Annotated in this window: 15 protein-coding genes; 9 read left to right on the forward strand and 6 right to left on the reverse strand. The window is 64.0% G+C overall.

Annotated features, from left to right (window positions below; genetic code table 11):
- Nucleotides 1–26: 26 nt before the first annotated feature.
- Nucleotides 27–1,490, reverse strand: coding sequence for a glucose-6-phosphate dehydrogenase (gene zwf / locus HHL14_RS08900; protein WP_169497214.1), 1,464 nt, complete (start codon nucleotides 1,488–1,490; stop codon nucleotides 27–29).
- 623 nt (nucleotides 1,491–2,113) lie between these two features.
- Between zwf and HHL14_RS08905 the strand changes: the two genes are divergently transcribed.
- From HHL14_RS08905 to HHL14_RS08920, 4 genes are all read left to right on the forward strand, one after another.
- Nucleotides 2,114–3,361, forward strand: coding sequence for an ABC transporter substrate-binding protein (locus HHL14_RS08905; RefSeq protein WP_169497215.1), 1,248 nt, complete (start codon nucleotides 2,114–2,116; stop codon nucleotides 3,359–3,361).
- A 226-nt stretch (nucleotides 3,362–3,587) separates the two neighbouring features.
- Complete coding sequence (locus tag HHL14_RS08910; protein WP_169497216.1) at nucleotides 3,588–4,526, forward strand: carbohydrate ABC transporter permease; 939 nt, start codon at nucleotides 3,588–3,590, stop codon at nucleotides 4,524–4,526.
- Nucleotides 4,516–5,373, forward strand: a complete 858-nt coding sequence (locus HHL14_RS08915) for a carbohydrate ABC transporter permease (protein ID WP_169497217.1) — start codon at nucleotides 4,516–4,518, stop codon at nucleotides 5,371–5,373. The genes HHL14_RS08910 and HHL14_RS08915 overlap by 11 nt, the downstream gene beginning before the upstream one ends.
- A 93-nt stretch (nucleotides 5,374–5,466) precedes the next feature.
- The gene (locus HHL14_RS08920) at nucleotides 5,467–6,582 is read left to right on the forward strand and encodes an ABC transporter ATP-binding protein (protein WP_169497218.1); all 1,116 of its coding nucleotides are present in this window, start codon (nucleotides 5,467–5,469) and stop codon (nucleotides 6,580–6,582) included.
- 125 nt (nucleotides 6,583–6,707) lie between these two features.
- Here the strand turns inward: HHL14_RS08920 and HHL14_RS08925 are convergent, their stop codons facing one another.
- Nucleotides 6,708–7,628 (reverse strand): LysR family transcriptional regulator, encoded by a 921-nt coding sequence (locus HHL14_RS08925; RefSeq protein WP_169497219.1) that lies wholly within the window; start codon nucleotides 7,626–7,628, stop codon nucleotides 6,708–6,710.
- A 202-nt stretch (nucleotides 7,629–7,830) separates the two neighbouring features.
- Here HHL14_RS08925 and HHL14_RS08930 point away from each other — a divergent pair, with 202 nt between their 5' ends.
- Nucleotides 7,831–8,979 (forward strand): hypothetical protein, encoded by a 1,149-nt coding sequence (locus HHL14_RS08930; RefSeq protein WP_169497220.1) that lies wholly within the window; start codon nucleotides 7,831–7,833, stop codon nucleotides 8,977–8,979.
- 57 nt (nucleotides 8,980–9,036) lie between these two features.
- On the opposite strand, the gene HHL14_RS08935 is transcribed toward HHL14_RS08930, so the two are convergent.
- The 3 genes from HHL14_RS08935 to trxB all read right to left on the reverse strand — a co-directional run bounded on the left by HHL14_RS08935 (nucleotide 9,037) and on the right by trxB (nucleotide 12,102).
- A complete protein-coding gene (locus tag HHL14_RS08935; protein WP_169497221.1) occupies nucleotides 9,037–9,696 on the reverse strand; it encodes a glutathione S-transferase family protein in 660 nt (219 codons plus the stop codon).
- A 392-nt stretch (nucleotides 9,697–10,088) separates the two neighbouring features.
- The gene (locus HHL14_RS08940) at nucleotides 10,089–10,865 is read right to left on the reverse strand and encodes a Smr/MutS family protein (protein WP_169497222.1); all 777 of its coding nucleotides are present in this window, start codon (nucleotides 10,863–10,865) and stop codon (nucleotides 10,089–10,091) included.
- Nucleotides 10,866–11,100: 235 nt separating this feature from the next.
- Entirely contained in the window at nucleotides 11,101–12,102 is a 1,002-nt protein-coding gene (gene trxB, locus HHL14_RS08945; protein WP_169497223.1) for a thioredoxin-disulfide reductase, read from the reverse strand.
- Between the two features lie 338 nt (nucleotides 12,103–12,440).
- Between trxB and HHL14_RS08950 the strand changes: the two genes are divergently transcribed.
- The 4 genes from HHL14_RS08950 (at nucleotide 12,441) to HHL14_RS08965 (ending at nucleotide 16,536) form a co-directional block, all read left to right on the forward strand.
- Nucleotides 12,441–14,747: a DNA translocase FtsK gene (locus HHL14_RS08950; protein WP_169497224.1), complete on the forward strand. Its 2,307-nt coding sequence runs from the start codon at nucleotides 12,441–12,443 to the stop codon at nucleotides 14,745–14,747.
- 118 nt (nucleotides 14,748–14,865) lie between these two features.
- Nucleotides 14,866–15,615: an outer membrane lipoprotein chaperone LolA gene (gene lolA / locus HHL14_RS08955; RefSeq protein WP_169497225.1), complete on the forward strand. Its 750-nt coding sequence runs from the start codon at nucleotides 14,866–14,868 to the stop codon at nucleotides 15,613–15,615.
- A gap of 296 nt (nucleotides 15,616–15,911) precedes the next feature.
- Entirely contained in the window at nucleotides 15,912–16,142 is a 231-nt protein-coding gene (locus HHL14_RS08960) for a hypothetical protein (protein WP_169497226.1), read from the forward strand.
- Between the two features lie 166 nt (nucleotides 16,143–16,308).
- Complete coding sequence (locus HHL14_RS08965) at nucleotides 16,309–16,536, forward strand: hypothetical protein (RefSeq protein WP_169497227.1); 228 nt, start codon at nucleotides 16,309–16,311, stop codon at nucleotides 16,534–16,536.
- A 172-nt stretch (nucleotides 16,537–16,708) separates the two neighbouring features.
- Here HHL14_RS08965 and cytX read toward each other — a convergent pair whose 3' ends face one another.
- A complete protein-coding gene (gene cytX / locus HHL14_RS08970) occupies nucleotides 16,709–18,025 on the reverse strand; it encodes a putative hydroxymethylpyrimidine transporter CytX (RefSeq protein ID WP_169497228.1) in 1,317 nt (438 codons plus the stop codon).
- Between the last annotated feature and the right edge of the window lie 224 nt (nucleotides 18,026–18,249).

Raw genomic sequence — 18,249 nt, forward strand, 5'->3', positions numbered from 1 at the left:
TCCATCAGTTCATCAGTCCATCAGGCTCAATTCTCTTCCTCGAGCCAGCAGGTGCCGTGCTGCGCGAGCATCGCGCTCGCCGCGGCCGGTCCCCACGTGCCCGCCGCGTACGGCTTCGGCGGCTTGTGCGAGGCTTGCCATTCGTTCAGGATCGGTTCGACCCAGCGCCACGCGGCTTCCTGTTCGTCGCGCCGCACGAACAGCGCGAGCCTGCCGTGGATCACGTCGAGCAGCAGCCGTTGATACGCTTCCATCTGACCTTCGCGGAAGAACTGGTCGAACGCGAGATCGAGATGCACGCTCGCGAGGTTCATGCCCTCGCCGGGCTGTTTCGCGAGACAGTACAGACGGATCGTCTCGTTCGGCTGCAGGCGGATCACCAGACGGTTCGCACCGGCGCGCAGCGCCGACGCGCCGAGCGCCGAATGCGGCACCGGGCGGAAATTCACGACGATCTCGGCGACGCGATCGGCGAGCCGTTTGCCGGTGCGCAGGAAAAACGGCACGCCGGCCCAGCGCCAGTTCTCGATTTCGACCTTCAGCGCGACGAAAGTTTCGGTGGAGCTATCCGGCTTCACGCCGTGCTCGGTCGCGTAGGCCGGCACCGCGGTGCCGCGAATCACGCCCGAATGATATTGGCCGCGCACCGCGACCTTGCCGATTTCCAGCGGCTCGATCGGTTTGAGCGCGCGCAGCACGCGCAGCTTTTCGTCGCGCACCGAGTCCGAATCCATCGAATGGGGCGGCTCCATTGCAACGATCGATAACAGTTGCAGCAGGTGATTCTGCACCATGTCGCGCAGCGCGCCGGTGTTGTCGTAGAAGTCGCCGCGCGCTTCGACGCCGAGCTCCTCGGCGATCGTGATCTGGATGCTCTCGACCCACTCGCGGCGCCACAGCGGCTCGAAGAGGGCATTGCCGAAACGCAGCGCGAGCAGGTTCTGCACCGGCTCCTTGCCGAGGTAATGGTCGATCCGGTAGATCTGCTCTTCCGCGAAGATTTCGCCGACCGCATCGTTGATCGCGTTCGACGACTTCAGGTCGTAGCCGAGCGGCTTTTCGAGCACAATGCGCGCGTTGGTGTTGAGCCCGACCGCCGCCAGCGCATGACAGATCGGCACGAACAGCGACGGGCCGGTCGCCAGATAGAACACGCGGATGCCGGGCAGGTCCTGGATCGCGTCGCGCAATTGCGTGAAGTCTTCCGGCTTGCCGAGGTCGATCTTCACGAACTCGATGCGCGCGAGGAAGCTCGCCCACGCGCTTTCGTCGAGCCCCTTCTTCGACACGTGCGGCTTGACGTGCTCGTCGACCCACTGCAGGTATTCGCCGCGATCCGCGACGTGTCGCGCCACCGCCACGATCTTGCCGCTGTCGGCGAGCATGCCGCCGGCGCGATGCGCCTCGAACAGCGCGGGCAGGATCTTGCGCATCGACAGGTCGCCGGTTCCGCCGAAGAGAACGAAGGTGAAACTTGAATCGGTTTGCATGAGTCTCCGTCGATGTCCTGAGGGTGTCCTGAAGGGGCCGCGGCGCCGACTGGACACTGACGCGCAGCGACCGGGAAGAGCGACCGTAGTCCGATAAAATATTTTTTGACACTGAATTGTAGTTTAACTACAATCCAAATCAAGAGGTAGCGCTAATTCGATGAAAAAAGCGTGTGCTGCGAAGCAGAATGCACGTACTTTTGCGGATCGGCGGGCGGCCCTGCATGTTAATGGACAGCGGGAATCATGCTCGTCGGCGCGCACCAGTTGGGCTCCGGTAGACCTCACGGAAAACCGGGGGAGTCGACGGGCCGGCGGGGTCGTTGTCCGCGGCTCGGGTGACGGGCTGGTATCGGGTTGGCGTGGTCGACGTATGAGGCACCTCGAGTCTGCCGCGCGAAGCGGGCAGGCAAAAATCAAAAGAGGAGACAGTCAGTTGCATCCCGAACCACTCACCTCTTGAGCGTCCAGCGGCCGGACATCGGTCCGCCGGCACATGCCTTCGCGCATGCGCCCGACCGTGCTCGATCGCCCAGTGTTTTGCCTGTTTGAACCAACCACAGCACCCTGGCGACATCAGGGGCCATTCGTTTTTTTGTTCAGGTGTCTGGAGGAGATAAGCAATGAAATTTCGCGCGATCATGGGCGCTCTGTGCGCTGCGGGTCTGATGTGTGGCGTGTCGGCGGTGCAGGCTGCCGAGTCGGTCGAAGTTCTGCACTGGTGGACTTCGGGCGGTGAATCGAAGGCCGTCGGCGTCCTCAAGGACGACATGACGAAGCAGGGTTACACGTGGAAGGACTTCGCGGTCGCGGGCGGCGCAGGCGCGGCAGCGATGACGGCACTGAAGACGCAGGTGATCTCGGGCAACGCACCGAGCGCCGCGCAGATCAAGGGTCCGCTGATCCAGGACTGGGCTTCGCAGGGCGTGCTGGTGCCGATCGACTCCGTCGCGGGCGACTGGAAAAAGAACCTGCCGCCGGAAATCGACAAGATCATGCATGCGGACGGCCACTATGTCGCCGCACCGTTCTCCGTGCACCGCGTGAACTGGCTGTACATCAACAAGGCTGCGCTCGACAAGGCCGGCGGCAAGGTGCCGACCACGTGGCCTGAATTCTTCGCGGTCGCCGACAAGATGAAAGCCGCGGGCATCCAGCCGATCGCGATGGGCGGCCAGCCGTGGCAAGACCTGACGCTGTGGGAGGACGTGGTGCTGTCGCAAGGCGCGGACTTCTACAAGAAGGCGCTGGTCGACCTCGACGAGAAGACCCTGACCTCGGACAAGATGGTCGGCGTGTTCGACACGGTCCGCAAGATCCAGGGCTACTTCGACGCGGGTCGCACGGGCCGTGACTGGAACCTCGCTACGGCGATGGTCATCAACGGCAAGGCCGGCATGCAGTTCATGGGCGACTGGGCGAAGGGCGAATTCACCAACGCCGGCAAGAAGTCGGGTTCGGACTTCATCTGCGCAGCCGTACCGGGCACCGAAAAGGCCTACACGTTCAACGTCGACTCGTTCGTGTTCTTCCAGCAGAAGGGCCAGAAGGCAGCAACGCCGGGACAGCTCGCGCTCGCGAAGACGATCATGTCGCCGGCGTTCCAGGAGCAGTTCAGCCTGTACAAGGGGTCGATCCCGGTGCGTCTCGGCGTGCCGATGGACAAGTTCGACGATTGCGCGAAGAAGTCGTACGCGGATGAGCAGGTCGCGATCAAGGCCGGCGGCTATGTGCCGTCGCTCGCTCACGGCATGGCTCAGCCGGACGCCGCAGCCGGCGCGATCTCCGACGTCGTCACGAAGTTCATGAACTCGCAGCAGGATTCGAAGACCGCGGTTCAGGCGCTCGCGAAGGCAGCGAAGACGAAGTAAGCGCCCGGTAAGCGCAACAGGCGAAGCAGGGTGCCCGGTAGTTGTTGTATGACGCGCCGGGCGTCCGCTTCGGGCCGCCGCGCGCGGACCCTCGTGCGGTATCGGTAGCGAGGTTCGGCGCACGGCGGCTTTACCCCGGTTTTATGAAGTCACATCCAGGCCGTCGCGGTCTCGCGCCATGCGCGCGCGAAGCGCCACACGGCACAGTTTCAGCAGGAGTCGAGTAGTGACTGCTTCCATCAGCGGAAACGGGAAAACGGCCTCCGCCGCCCGCCGCGCGTCGCCCATGGCGGCCCTTGCCGATCGCTATATTCCGAAGCTGGTGCTCGCGCCCAGTGTCATCATCAGCCTGATCTTCGTGTATGGCTTCATCGCCATTACCGGCTATCTGTCGCTGTCCACCTCGCGGCTGATGCCGCGTTGGGAGTTCGCCGGTCTCGACCGCTATCGCGAACTGTTCGACAACGACGTGTTCTGGACCTCGGCCGCGAATCTCGGCTGGTTCGGCATTCCGTTCATCGCTATCTGTATCGGTCTCGGCCTGTTCCTCGCGATCCTGCTCGATCAGCAGATCCGCAACGAAGGCGCGCTGCGCGCCGTGTTCCTGTACCCGATGGCGCTGTCGTTCATCGTGACCGGTACCGCGTGGCAATGGATTCTGACGCCGAGCATCGGCATCGAGAAAGTGTTCAACGACTGGGGCTGGACGAGCTTCTCGTTCAACTGGCTCGGCGACCCTGACAAGGCGATCTTCTGTATCGTGATCGCGGCGGTCTGGCAGTCCACCGGCTTCGTGATGGCGCTGTTCCTCGCCGGTTTGCGCGGCGTCGACGGCGAAATCTTCAAGGCCGCGCAGATGGACGGCGCAGGCTTGCCGACCATCTATCGCAAGATCGTGATTCCGAGCATGCGGCCGGTGTTCTTCTCCGTGCTGCTGATTCTCTGCCACATCACCATCAAGACCTTCGACCTCGTCGTCGCGCTGACCGCGGGCGGCCCGGGTACGTCGTCGTCGCTGCCGGCTATCTTCATGTACACGTTTTCGTTCAATCGCGGGCAGCTCGGCGTCGGCGCGGCCTCGTCGATGATGATGCTCGCTACCGTGGTGGCCGTGCTCGTGCCGCTGATGTATCTGGAATCGAGGAGCACCCGCAATGCAGCCTAAGATGACGATGAGCCGTGCCGTCATTTACGCGGCCCTGATTCTGTTCGCCCTGTATTTCCTGTTTCCGCTGTACGTGATGCTGTCGACGTCGTTCAAGGACATCGACCAGTTGCGCAGCGGCAACCTGCTGACGCCGCCGTCGCACTGGACCTTTGCGCCGTGGATCAAGGCGTGGAGCGGCGCCTGCACCGGCGTGCGCTGCGACGGCATGCAGCCGTTCTTCATGAACTCGGTGCGCATGGTGATTCCGGCCGTGCTGATCTCGTCGATCATCGGCGCGTTCAACGGCTATGTGCTCACGCACTGGCGTTTCCGTGGCGCCGATCCGATCTTCACGATGCTGCTGGTCGGCTGCTTCATTCCGTTCCAGGCGATCCTGCTGCCGATGGCGCGCTTCGAAGGCATGATGGGCCTGTCGAACACGACGACGGGCCTGGTGCTGGTGCACGTGATCTACGGGATCGCGTTCACCACGATGTTCTTCCGCAACTTCTACGTCAGCATTCCTGCCGAACTCGTGAAGGCCGCGCGGATCGACGGTGCGGGTTTCTTCACGATCTTCACGAAGATCCTGCTGCCGGTGTCGCTGCCGATCTTCATGGTGTGCCTGATCTGGCAATTCACGCAGATCTGGAACGACTTCCTGTTCGGTATCGTGTTCTCCGGCGTCGATTCGATGCCGATCACGGTGGCGCTGAACAACCTCGTGAACACCTCGACCGGCGTGAAGGAATACAACGTGGACATGGCCGGCGCGATCATCGCGGCGCTGCCCACGCTGCTCGTCTACATCATCGCCGGACGTTACTTCGTGCGCGGCCTGACCGCGGGCGCGGTGAAGGGCTAAATCATCCTGGAGCGACGGCGGTGCACGGAACCCGTGGCGCCGTCGCCTGACAAGACGTTTTCAGGCAGTACCAGAAACTAGAGGATTCACAGCATGGCAAGCCTTTCCATCCGTGACGTGTACAAGACCTACCCGAACGGGGTGCCGGTTCTGAAGGGTGTCAACATCGACATCGAAGACGGTCAGTTCCTGATTCTGGTCGGCGGCTCGGGCTGCGGTAAGTCGACGCTGCTCAACATGATCGCCGGTCTCGAAACCGTGACCAAGGGCGAGATCCAGATCGACGGCAAGACGGTGAACAACCTGTCGCCGAAAGATCGCGACATCGCGATGGTGTTCCAGTCGTACGCGCTGTATCCGTCGATGACGGTGCGCGAGAACATCTCGTTCGGCCTGAATATCCGCAAGGTGCCGAAGCAGGAGCAGGCGCAGATTGTGGACCGCGTGTCGAATACGCTGCAGATCACGCACCTGCTCGATCGCAAGCCGGGTCAACTGTCCGGCGGCCAGCGCCAGCGCGTGGCGATGGGCCGTGCGCTCGCGCGCGATCCGGTGATGTTCCTGTTCGACGAGCCGCTGTCGAACCTCGACGCAAAGCTGCGTATCGAGATGCGCTCGGAAATCAAGCTGCTGCATCAGCGCCTCGGCACGACGATCGTCTACGTGACGCACGACCAGATCGAAGCGATGACGCTCGGCGATCGCATCGCGGTGATGAAGGACGGCATCGTCCAGCAGTTCGGCGCGCCGCAGGACATCTACGACTCGCCGTCGAATCTGTTCGTCGCGGGCTTCATCGGCGCGCCGCCGATGAACTTCATCGAAGGCAAGCTGGTCGAGCAGGGCTCGGGCGTTGGCATCGAACTCGATACGGGCGTCGCGCGCAAGGTGCTGGTGCTGCCGTTCGAGTCGTCGAAGGTGCGCTCGCACATCGGCAGCAACGTGATTCTCGGCCTGCGCCCGGAACGCATCACCGATGCGCGCGGCGCGCACGGCGATGACGGCAAGCTGCAGCGGATCGAAGTGAAGGTCGACGTGATCGAGCCGACCGGCCCGGACACGCTGGTGTTCGCGCAGATCAACGGCAAGCGCGTGGTGAGCCGCGTGCACCCGGCGTCGAACCCGCAGCCGCTCGCGAACGCGACGCTGCTGTTCGATACGTCGAAGGCGGTGCTGTTCGATCCGACCAACGAAGAGCGGATTGCGTAAGCGTTAGCTGTATCGTTGCTTCCGTCGCTTCGGCACGGACGAAGAAAAACCCCATGCGTTGAAGAGCGCGTGGGGTTTTGTTTTTGTGGCCGGTGCGGTGCGGTGCGCGGCGCGGCGTGAACGCGTTACGCCGTTTCGGGCAGACGCAGATCCGGATGATTGCCCGCGAGCTCGCTGACCCAGTCGATGAACGCGCGCAGCCGCGAGCTCAGATTGCGGCGATGCGCGTACAGGATCGACAGTGGCGTGCCGGGGCTCGGGTAGTCGCCGAGAATCTCGGTAAGCGCGCCTTGCTCGATCAGCTCGGCAACCATGAAGCGCGACGGCTGGATGATGCCGTGGCCGAGCACGCCGGCGGTGATGTACACGGAGCCGTCGTTGACCGCGAGCGTGCTGCTCATCGCGACGCGCTCGATCTCGCCGTTCACTTCGTATTCGAACGGGAAAGTCCGGCCGCTGCGCGCTGACACGTAATTCACCGCGCGATGTGCGGCGAGTTCGTCGAGCGTCGTCGGCGTGCCGTATTTCTTCAGGTACGCGGGCGACGCGCACGTGACGATGCGCGCGAGGCCGATGCGTTTGGCGACGAGGCTCGATTCCTCCGGCGTGCCCATCCGGATCACGCAATCGACGCCGTCCTGGATCAGATCGATGTTGCGATCCGCGAGTCCGAGGCGTACGTCGATCTGCGGGTACTGGCCGTAGAAATCGTCGAGTGCGGGCAACAGCAGCGAGCGCGCGAGCGTGCCCGACGTATCGACGCGAATCGTGCCGGCCGGATTCTCGCGTTTGTTCGACAGCGACGATTCCGCGTCGGCGACGTCGGCGAGGATGCGCACGCAGCGCTCGTAGAACGACGCGCCGTCTTCGGTCACGCTGACCTGGCGGGTCGAACGGTTCAGGAGCCGCACGCCGACGTGTTCCTCGAGCGCCTGGATCGTGCGGCTGACTTTCGCGCGCGGCAGGTCGAGCGATTCCGATACCTTGGTGAAGCTGTTCGCTTCGACCACGCGCGTGAAGATCTCCATCGCTTCGAAACGGTCCATGGCGTGCCTTGTGGTGGTGGGTGAAAGCCTGCGGGTTACCTGGCGATGCGAATTGAGTGCGATATTTGCCCCGTTTTCGCGGTGGGGCATGCCTGCGGCATAAAGAGTACTCAGATTGGCGGGAACAGTCACGTTTCGTGCGGTTTTGCGATGGAGATTGCGGTAGATTGGTCGGCCGCTCCCACCACAAAAAGGTATTCGAATGCTGGACGACAGAGACGTTAGCGCGAGAGTGCGGGACATTCGCGACACGCTGGCGCAATACTACGAAGCCTCGCAGGAGGCGTTGCAGCAGCACGCCAGCCTGCCGGACGAGGATGACATCGCCGATCACATCGAGGCCGATCCGGTGCGCGAGGCGACGATCGACGGCTGGAAGTCCGAGCTTCACAAGCTCATGCATGTGCTTCAGGAGAGCATCGACGCGCAGTTGACGGCGAACGGCCCGAACGACTCGGAAGTCGAGCGTTTGCAGATAGAACTCGACGCCGCCGAAGAGTTGAACGACGGGCTCCACTCCCGCAATTACGGTCTGCTCGGCGATGGTCCGGAAGACGAAGAGCTGCTGGAAGCAGATGCTGCGGACGAAGAGCCGGACGACGAAGAGCCGGCTTGCACCGCGAGCGCCGGCGCCGACCGGTCCTTTGAAACGATGTCGCGGCTGTCTATCACGGCATTCAACGCGCTCGTCAAGGAGCCGCTGCAAAAGCTGCTGCAGGGCGAGATTTTCAGCGTCGAGGCGGAAGCCAACGGCGGCAGCGCCGTCGCGAAGGTGTTGGACCAGTCCGCTTCGTCCGATCTCGTCGTGCGATACAGCCAGGCCGGCGCGTTGTACACGGCGGCCAGCCGGATCCGCTTTCTGAAGCCGCGCACCGGTACGGGCAAAAAGCCGTTCGAGGCGTCGGTGACGCTGAGAAATACGGTCAAGGGTTCCTATGACTTCACCGAGATCAACAAGCTTTACCGCGCGGTGAAGCTGTTCCGGTCCGGACATCCGGTCATCCTGCCGCGCTACCTGTGCGCCGCGCGGGTGTTCAGGGACGCCGCCGGCGAGCCCGAGCGGCTTTACGATTTGCTCGTGCTGGAGACGGTGCCGTTCATCGAACATTGCTTCGAGACAAACGCGCTCGATTTGCCGAAGCTGCGCCGGGACTTCGAGCTGAAACTGAAGGCTCTCAGCTGGAAGCAAAAAAACGATCCGAAACGCAAAGACATCGAAGTGAACCTCGAGCCGAAGCAGAGGGAATGGGTGGGAATCCGCGAGTTCGATGGCAACAGTTTCCTGTTCGTCAATAAAACATACCTCGAACAGAACGGGCTCCCGCACCTGTATCAGGTGGTTGCGCAATAGGCATCGCGCCGGGGCGAGCTGGGCGCGCGGGCCGCGCGCGTTGGCGCAGCCTTTCGCTCAATCCCGATCCGGCGCGCCCAGCGGAAACAGCGGCCGGTACGGCCGCGCTTCATCGACCGCGCGCGCGAACGACGGCCGCGCGAGCAGCCGTTGCCGGTACGCGCGTACGTGCGCGAACGCCGGGTCGATCGGATGGGTCCAGTCGGCGTAGAACAGGAACGGCGCGGCGGCGCAGTCGGCGAGGGTGAAGTGCTCGCCCACGGCCCATTCGCGCCCGGCCATCCGTTTGTCGAGCCATGCGTACGCGGTGTCGAGCATCGCGCGCGCATCGGCGACGCCGCGCGCGTCGCGTTCCGTCGCCTCGCGCATGCTGTCGAAGACGATCTTCTGCTGCGGCGTCGAAATGTAGTTGTCGAAGAAGCGGTCCATCATGCGGACTTCGAGCGCGACGCGCGGATCGGCCGGCACGAGCGCAACCGGCCCCGGGTGATACAGGCCCAGATATTCGATGATGATGCTCGCCTCGATCACGGTGCGCTCGCCGTCGACCAGCACCGGGAAGCGCTTGATCGGCCACAGCGCGGCGAATTCGGCCATGATTTGCGGGTCGTCGTACGCGAGCTTGCGCATCTCGAACGGCGTGCCGTTTTCGTAGAGCGCGGTCAGGGCCTTCTGGCAGTACGAGGAGAACGGGTGGGCATAGAGTTGCAGGGGCATCGCGATCACCTTTGATGGTTGCACTGCGCACTGTACGCGGTGGCCACGACGGCCTTCGCGCAACGGCCACCATGGCCGTTTACCCGACGACGAACGACGGCTGCGAAAATCGACAGCTTTTGCAAAGAGTACTGGCGCCGATGCGCCGATGTGCCGATGTGCCGATGTGCCGATGTGCCGATGTGCCGATGCGCCGATGCGCCGATGCGCCGATGCGCCGGATGCGCCGGATGCGCCGGATGCGCCAAACGCGCCAAACGCGCCAAACGCGCCAAACGCGCCAAACGCGCGCGAGACTGCGCAGATCAAGGCCGACGCATAGCGCCGTGCCTGATCCGGCGATTCACCGTGTCCAGGCTCGCTCGCGGCTACGGGCCCGGCGGTTCCAGCGTTCAGCCCTTCGCTTGCGTTCCCTGCACCCCGTGCGCCGGCAATGCCCCCGGCTGCAACAGCACGACCACCGCGCCGGCGCCCCCATCGTGCGGGCGGGCCTGGCAGAACGCGATGACCTCCGACTTCTGCACGAGCCACGCGCGCACCTTGCCCTTCAGCACCGGTTCCTTGCCGATCGACCCGAGTCCCTTGCCATGAATCACGCGCAGGCAACGCAGGCCGCGCTTCACCGATTCGCGGATGAATTCCGCGAGCGCCTCACGCGCTTCCTCGCGCCGCATGCCGTGCAGGTCGATCTGCGCCTGCACGATCCAGTCACCGCGCCGCAGCTTGCGCACGACGTCGCGGCTAACGCCCGGGCGGCAATACGATAGCGTCTCGTCGGTTTCGAGCAGCACTTCGGGGTCGAATTCGTCGGAGATCGCTTCGTGCAGCACCGCTTCTTCGTCGAGCAGGGTTTGCACCGGCAGCGGCGGCGGGGGATTGCGTGTGAGCGTGGCGCGCGGCGGCATCGCCAGCGGCGCGACTTCACCGATCTCGCGGCGGAACAGATCGGCGTCGGCGGCTGCTTCGCGCTGCGCCGCTTTGGCCATGGCCTGCTCGCGTTCGCGGCGCTGCGCATCGCCCTTCAACGCGTCGCGCAACGCGCCGAGCCCGGCGAGTCCCGTCGCGCGTTCGAGCTTCGGCGCGGCGGCGGGCGCAACCGGCGCGGGCGCGGGTCGCGCGGCGGTAGGCGGGCGTTTCGGTTCGTTCGGATGGGGCTGGTTCTTCGGCATGGCGGCAATACGGGCGGAAAGGTCAATCGATGGCGCGGGGTTGCCGGGCGCGGCGTCGGATGCGTTGCGAGAGCAAAGCGCGAAAAAACGAAAGCGCCGTGCGCATGCCGGGCGTCCACGTACCGCGCAACCGCGACGAACATAAAAAAAGCCGCGGACATTGCAGCCGCGGCCTTTCTATCGAGCAGACGGCCGGGCTACGCCTCGCCGTCATTTTACCGTTGCGCGCAGCGGATCAGCGGTCCGCTTCCGCGCTCATCGCGTGCTCGCCGGCCATCTCGTTGATGGTTTCGAGGTAGCGTTGCGCGTCGAGCGCGGCCATACAGCCGGTGCCCGCGCTCGTGATGGCCTGGCGGTACACGTGGTCCTGCACATCGCCCGCGGCGAACACGCCCGGCACGCTGGTGGCGGTCGCGAAACCGTTCAGGCCGCCCTTCGTGATGATGTAGCCGTTCTTCATCTCGAGCTGACCTTCGAAGATGTCGGTGTTCGGCTTGTGGCCGATCGCGACGAACACGCCTTGCAGCGCGATGTCGGTGGTTTCGCCGGTTTGCGTGTGCTTGACGCGCAGGCCGGTCACGCCCGACTGGTCGCCGGTCACTTCGTCGAGCACGTGATTCCATTTGATCTCGACGACGCCTTCCTTCTCCTTCGCGAGCAGACGGTCGATCAGGATCGGCTCCGCGCGGAACTTGTCGCGGCGATGGATCACGGTCACTTTCTTCGCGATGCCGGCGAGATACAGCGCCTCTTCAACCGCGGTATTGCCGCCGCCGATCACAGCGACGTGCTGCTGACGGTAGAAGAAGCCGTCGCAGGTCGCGCAGGCCGACACGCCCTTGCCCATGAACGCTTCTTCCGACGGCAGGCCGAGATACTGCGCGGATGCGCCGGTCGAGATGATCAGCGAATCGCACGTGTATTCGCCCGAATCGCCGATCAGGCGGATCGGCTTTTCGTTCAGCTTGGCCGTGTGGATGTGGTCGAAAATGATTTCGGTGTTGAAGCGCTCGGCGTGCTCGAGAAAGCGCGCCATCAGTTCCGGGCCTTGCACGCCGTTGGCGTCCGCGGGCCAGTTTTCGACGTCGGTCGTGGTCATCAGCTGGCCGCCCTGCGCGAGACCCGTGACGAGCACGGGCGCCAGGTTGGCGCGCGCCGCGTAGACCGCCGCCGTGTAGCCGGCGGGACCGGAACCGAGAATCAGAACCTTGGCGTGTTTCGTTGCAGTAGCGGGCATGATCGAATCCTTGTACGGCGCGCGGCTCGCTCGTGCGAAGCCGTGCGGTTTTTGAGCTGAAACTATAGATGGGTGTCAGTCCGCCATTATAAAGGGCGGGGCGCGCGGCTGCGCCATCAAGCTTTCTGATCGCCGCGATAGGCGTTGGCGGCGCGGCGAGGTGGCCAAACCGTCAAGTTACCGTCATTTACAGCCTTGCGCGGGGCGCAGCGTTTACAATAGGCCGGATCGAAGTTTCCGGTAGCCGGGAACGGGCCCGAAGCCGCGCGCGGCGTGGCCCGGCGCCTTGCTCCCGGCGGCAGTTCAGCCTGAACCGGCTACCCCAGGCAACAGGATCAATGGCAAAAGCTCCTTATTCCGCGAGCGCGCAGGCATTGCCGCATCGCATGTCGCGCCTCTTCACCGAAATCCGCTGGATTCTGCAGGTGGCGCTCGGCGTGTTCCTGCTGATGTCGCTCGTCAGCTACAGCAGACACGACCCGAGCTGGACCCATTCCGCGCAGACCGACCACATCGCGAACTGGGCGGGTCGCGTGGGTGCGAGAACCTCGGACGTCATGTTGCTGCTGTTCGGCCTGTCCTCCTACTGGTGGATCGTGCTGCTCGGCCGTCACATTTCCGCCAACTATCGCCGTATCAGCCGTCATGAGGACGATCAGGAAGACGTGCCGCGCGGCGTGAGCTGGCTGGCCGACGCGTTTGCGTTCGTGCTGGTGCTGCTGTCGTGCAGCGGCGTCGAAGCGCTGCGGATGTGGTCGCTGAAAGTGCAGTTGCCGGGCAACACCGGCGGCGTGGTCGGCGAGGCGGTCGCGCGCGGCGTGTCGCATGCGCTCGGCTTCACCGGCGGCACGCTCGCGCTGTTGCTCGGGCTCGCCATCGGGCTGTCGCTGTACTTCCGTTTTTCGTGGCTGTCGGTGGCGGAGAAGGTCGGCGAATCGCTCATTTCCGCGGTCACGTTCGCGAAACTGCGCCGCGAGGCCGGGCGCGATCGCAAGCTCGGCGAAGCGGCCGCGGTCAAGCGCGAAGGCAAGGTCGAGAAGGGCCGCGTGCGCATCGAGGAGCACGAGCCGGTGGTGATCGTGCCGCCGCTCGCCACGCCGGTGAAATCGGAGCGTGTCGAAAAAGAACGGCAGGTGCCGCTGTTCACCGATCTGCCCGGCGATTCGACGCTGCCGCCCATCTCGCTGCTCGACCCCGCGCCCGCCGCGCAGGAAACCATCTCCGCGGACACGCTCGAATTCACGTCGCGTCTGATCGAGAAGAAGCTGAAGGACTTCGGTGTCGACGTCAGCGTGATCGCTGCCTATCCGGGCCCGGTCGTCACGCGTTACGAGATCGAGCCGGCCACCGGCGTGAAGGGCAGCCAGGTCGTCAATCTCGCGAAGGACCTCGCGCGCTCGCTGTCGCTCGTGTCGATCCGCGTGGTCGAGACGATTCCCGGCAAGAACTACATGGCGCTCGAACTGCCGAACCAGCGTCGGCAGACCGTGAGCCTGTCGGAGATTCTCGGCTCGGCCGTGTATGCGGATGCCGCGTCGCCGTTGACGATGGGCCTCGGCAAGGACATCGGCGGCAAGCCGGTGTGCGCCGACCTCGCGAAGATGCCGCATTTGCTGGTTGCCGGTACGACCGGCTCGGGCAAGTCGGTCGGCATCAACGCGATGATTCTGTCGCTGCTGTACAAGGCGAGCGCCGAGCAGGTTCGGATGATCCTGATCGACCCGAAGATGCTCGAAATGAGTGTCTACGAAGGCATTCCGCATCTGCTGTGTCCGGTCGTGACGGACATGCGCCAGGCCGGCCACGCGCTGAATTGGGCGGTGGCCGAAATGGAGCGCCGCTACAAGCTGATGAGCAAGCTCGGCGTGCGTAACCTCGCCGGCTACAACAACAAGATCGACGAAGCGACGAAACGCGAAGAGAAGCTGCCGAATCCGTTCAGCCTGACGCCGGACGATCCGGAACCGCTGACGCGCCTGCCGAACATCGTGATCGTGATCGACGAGTTGGCCGACCTGATGATGGTGGTCGGCAAGAAGGTCGAAGAACTGATCGCGCGGATCGCGCAGAAGGCGCGCGCGGCCGGTCTGCACCTGATCCTCGCCACGCAGCGTCCGTCGGTCGACGTGATCACCGGCCTCATCAAGGCCAACGTGCCGACGCGGATGGCGTTCCAGGTGTCGTCGAAGATCGACTCGCGCACGATTCTCGACCAGATGGGCGCAGAGTCGCTGCTCGGCATGGGCGACATGCTGTATCTGCCGCCGGGCAGCGGTTTGCCGGTGCGCGTGCATGGCGCGTTCGTGTCGGACGACGAAGTGCATCGCGTCGTCGACAAGCTCAAGGAGCAGGGCGAGCCGAATTACATCGAGGGCATTCTCGAAGGCGGGGTGAGCGGCGAGGGCGACGAAGGCTCGGCGGGAACCGCGTCCACCGACGGCGAGTCGGACCCGTTATACGATCAGGCGGTCGACGTGGTGCTGAAGAATCGTCGCGCGTCGATCTCGCTGGTGCAGCGGCACTTGCGCATCGGCTACAACCGGGCGGCGCGTCTGCTCGAACAGATGGAGAATTCGGGCGTGGTGTCGGCGATGTCGTCGAACGGCAATCGCGAAATTCTGGCACCGGCGCGGGAAGCGGAGTAAGCCGCGTCCATTGCCGCCATCGTGAGTGCGGGTGTGTACTGCCCGCGTGATGCCCGGGTGCCGCTTATGTGTCACTCCAGCGCACCCAATACCGAATCCAGTCAAGGGAGAAAACCATATGCAAGCAATCGCGCAGCAGCAGGCCCGCGAGCGTCGTGAGCATCGTGAGTGTCAGACGGACCGTCTGGGCCGGCTCGTGCGTCGTGTCGTGCGTGGCGCGGGCAGCGTGGCTATCGGCGCATCGCTGCTGGTCGCGTCGCAGGCCTTCGCGAGCGGCACCGAGCAACTGAAGGCGTTCGTCGCGCAGGTTCATGCCGCGCGCGGAACCTTCGTGCAGCAGGAAGTGCGCGCGCCGAGCAAGGCGCAGGGCGCGAGCGGCGCGCTGTCCACCGCGAACCCGGGCAAGCCGACCACGTCGAGCGGCACGTTCACGTTCGCGCGGCCCGGCAAGTTCATCTGGCAATACGAGAAGCCCTACGCGCAATTGCTGCAGGCCGACGGCGACAAGCTCTACGTGTACGACAAGGACCTCAATCAGGTCACGGTGCGCGCGCTGGGTAACGCGCTCGGCGCGAGCCCCGCGGCGATCCTGTTCGGCAGCAACGATCTCGACAAGAACTTCACGCTGCGCGACGCGGGCGTGAAGGCGGGCATCGACTGGCTCGAACTGACGCCGAAGGCGAAGGACACGCAATTCGAGCGCGTCGGGATCGGCTTCAAGGACGGCAATCTCGAAGCGATGGAATTGCACGACGTGTTCGGCAACGTCACGCTGTTGACCTTCTCGAACATCCAGAAGAATCCGCAACTGCCGGCCGATGCGTTCAAGTTCACGGTGCCCAAGGGCGCGGACGTGATCAACGGATAAGCCGTGTCGCGCCGCGAGCCGGCGCCGTCGATGAAGGCTGATGAAGCCGCGCTTTCGGGCGCGGCTTTTTTATTGCCCGCACGCATTTGTCAGCGCCGGGTCGGCGTCAGCAGAGGTCCTGGTTTAGTGCGAGACTGAGCGATTGACGCCGGCAGCGGGCCGGGCGTCGTGTCTTGATTATTTTTTAAACTTTAGTCAGCACTCTCTAACACTTTTTTGCTGCGTCGCAACAAAATAACGCCTACACTGAACGGAATCAGTAGTCGCATCGAAAGTTTGCAAAGGTGAGGCATGTCATGAACTCGTCTTCGTCACATGAATTGAGTCGGTCTCCGTCGCTGCACGTATTCGAGCAGGAGGGCGGATGGCATTGGGGTATTACGGTTCCGCGGCCGGTCGGCAGCGGCTTCAAGGTGGTCGCCTATAGCGACAAAACCTTTTTCGATGAAGCCGAGGCGCATCGCGAAGGTAATCGGGCGCTCGCGCATTTCGCCGACGTGCCCATGGCTGCGTTAGAGCGGCAATAACGCGGGTATCCGTGCGGAAAACGGCAAGCCAATAAGATGTTTCACGGAGCAATACACGCAGTCGAAAATCGGCAATAACTTCATATGCAATAGTTTGCATATTTATTTGACTTTATCGGGGTCGAAGCGATAATGAGAATCTTCTTTTTGAGATGTCGCTTTTACCTTGGCTTTAGCGGAATATGAAACCACGCATGCGCTGAGCGTGGAGCTGGACGGCGTGAACTACGCCGGTACTTATCGCGTGATGACCGGCACGGTCATCGTCCACTTCGAAAACGAAACCAGGTTTGCGCCGTACGCGCCGAATCGGCCGGAGACGGTCGCGCGCTGGCTGCTGACGGACCTGTGCCGCAAGGTCGAATCGCGGCGGCGCAAGGCTGCAAAGAATTAACACCGCGTCGACAACAGACCGATATTCGGCGTAGGCGTGCGGTCTTTTTCCCGCTCTGTTCGACGCATAAAAAAAGACCTGCAATTCGATTTGCAGGTCATTTTCATTTTCAGGCGTTGCCGCGCTTCAGGCAGTCACGGCCGCGGCCGCAACCGCGTCTGATATCGCGCACTCACGCATACGCGGTCTTGCGCGCCGACACGAACACGAAGTAGCACACCGCGCCGATCGCGAGCGACGGCAGCGTCGCGCCGAGATTCGGCAGCCACTGGTTGATCACCTGATACGACGCGATGCCGATCGCCCACGCGACGAACGCGCTCAGATGCCAGCCGCCCGAGAAGCCATAGCGGCCGCGCACGTCGGCGAGCACGGCGGCGTCGATGCGGCGCTTGCGCACGATGAAGTGATCCATCAGCACGACGCCGAACAGCGGCGCGAACACGGAACCGATCAGCAGCAGGAAGTTCTGATACTTCGCCATCGGCACCAGCAGCGCGATCAGCGTGCACAGCGCGCCGAACGCCGCCGACAGCAGCGGCACGCTGGCGCGTGTCCAGAACGTACCCGTCGATACCGCGGCCGAGTGGATGTCGGCGAACGCGTTGTCGATTTCGTCGATCAGGATCAGCAGCAGCGCGAGGCCGCCGCCCGCTTGCGCGAGCGCGCCGGTCAGCAACGCGTCGCCGCCGCCGGCCGCGAGGCCGTAGACCGCGCCGAGCGCATAGAACCAGATGTTGGCGATGCCATAGCCGTACAGCGTGCCGCGGAAGGTTTCGCCGGCACGGCGGCCGAAGCGTGTGTAGTCGGCGATCAGCGGCAACCACGACAGCGGCATCGCGACCACGAGGTCGATGGCGCCGCCGAACGACATCTCGCCGGTGCCGGGACGTTGCATCAGCTCCGCGAGGTTGTGACGCGCGAGCAGATTCCACGTGAGCCACGCGGCGCCCGCGAGCAGCAGCCAGATGCCCCATTTGCGCAGAAAGCGCCGCACGAACGACAGCGGGCCGCTGATCGCGAGCAGCGTCGCCAGCAGGCCGAAAATCACCGTCCACACGAGCGGCATCGACAGACCGAATGCCTGCTTCGCGAGTGCGTCGGCGGAATCGCGCATCACGATCACCTCGAACGAGCCCCAGCCGACCAGCTGCACCATGTTCAGCACCGCCGGCACCGACGCGCCACGCACGCCGAGCGTCGGCCGCAGCGACGACATCGCCGCGAGCCCGGTGTCGGTGCCGATCACGCCCGCGAGCGCGAGCAGCACGACGCCGATCACGCTGCCGAGCACGATCGCGACAAGCGCGTGCGGCAGCGAGAGCCCCGGCACCAGCAACGCGCCCGCCTGGGCGACGAGCAGGCCGATGCCGAGGGAGAACCACAGCGCGAACGCGTCGCCGGTGCGAAACGCGCGACGCGCTTCGGGCACCGGCGTGAGCGGTGCGTAAGTGGAGCCGGCGTCGCCGGCGACTGAATCTTGTGCCATCTGATGTTGTTCCTGTTGGTGTTGCTCTAGTTGCTTTATGTGTTACGGCGAGTCTTTGGCAGGAATCGTTGCCGTGAAGCCCGGGCTGCGAAGCGGTGGCCGTAGCCGCGGCCCTCGTTTGGCCGTCGTCGCTGTCATAATGCAGCGTCGTCCCGCAGCTTCGCGCGGCCTTCGCCTTGCTTCGCCCGCGCGAACGGGCGTTGCGCTTCTGCTTCGAGAAGCGG

The sequence above is a fragment of the Paraburkholderia antibiotica genome (assembly GCF_012927125.1).
GTDB lineage: Bacteria > Pseudomonadota > Gammaproteobacteria > Burkholderiales > Burkholderiaceae > Paraburkholderia > Paraburkholderia antibiotica.

Bases quoted from the DNA above. Each gene is read 5' to 3' on its own strand.
- zwf (WP_169497214.1), bottom strand. From the start codon at position 1,490: ATGCAAACCGATTCAAGTTTCACCTTCGTTCTCTTCGGCGGAACCGGC.
- HHL14_RS08905 (WP_169497215.1), top strand. From the start codon at position 2,114: ATGAAATTTCGCGCGATCATGGGCGCTCTGTGCGCTGCGGGTCTGATG.
- HHL14_RS08915 (WP_169497217.1), top strand. From the start codon at position 4,516: ATGCAGCCTAAGATGACGATGAGCCGTGCCGTCATTTACGCGGCCCTG.
- HHL14_RS08920 (WP_169497218.1), top strand. From the start codon at position 5,467: ATGGCAAGCCTTTCCATCCGTGACGTGTACAAGACCTACCCGAACGGG.
- HHL14_RS08925 (WP_169497219.1), bottom strand. From the start codon at position 7,628: ATGGACCGTTTCGAAGCGATGGAGATCTTCACGCGCGTGGTCGAAGCG.
- HHL14_RS08930 (WP_169497220.1), top strand. From the start codon at position 7,831: ATGCTGGACGACAGAGACGTTAGCGCGAGAGTGCGGGACATTCGCGAC.
- HHL14_RS08935 (WP_169497221.1), bottom strand. From the start codon at position 9,696: ATGCCCCTGCAACTCTATGCCCACCCGTTCTCCTCGTACTGCCAGAAG.
- HHL14_RS08940 (WP_169497222.1), bottom strand. From the start codon at position 10,865: ATGCCGAAGAACCAGCCCCATCCGAACGAACCGAAACGCCCGCCTACC.
- trxB (WP_169497223.1), bottom strand. From the start codon at position 12,102: ATGCCCGCTACTGCAACGAAACACGCCAAGGTTCTGATTCTCGGTTCC.
- HHL14_RS08950 (WP_169497224.1), top strand. From the start codon at position 12,441: ATGGCAAAAGCTCCTTATTCCGCGAGCGCGCAGGCATTGCCGCATCGC.
- lolA (WP_169497225.1), top strand. From the start codon at position 14,866: ATGCAAGCAATCGCGCAGCAGCAGGCCCGCGAGCGTCGTGAGCATCGT.
- HHL14_RS08960 (WP_169497226.1), top strand. From the start codon at position 15,912: ATGAACTCGTCTTCGTCACATGAATTGAGTCGGTCTCCGTCGCTGCAC.
- cytX (WP_169497228.1), bottom strand. From the start codon at position 18,025: ATGGCACAAGATTCAGTCGCCGGCGACGCCGGCTCCACTTACGCACCG.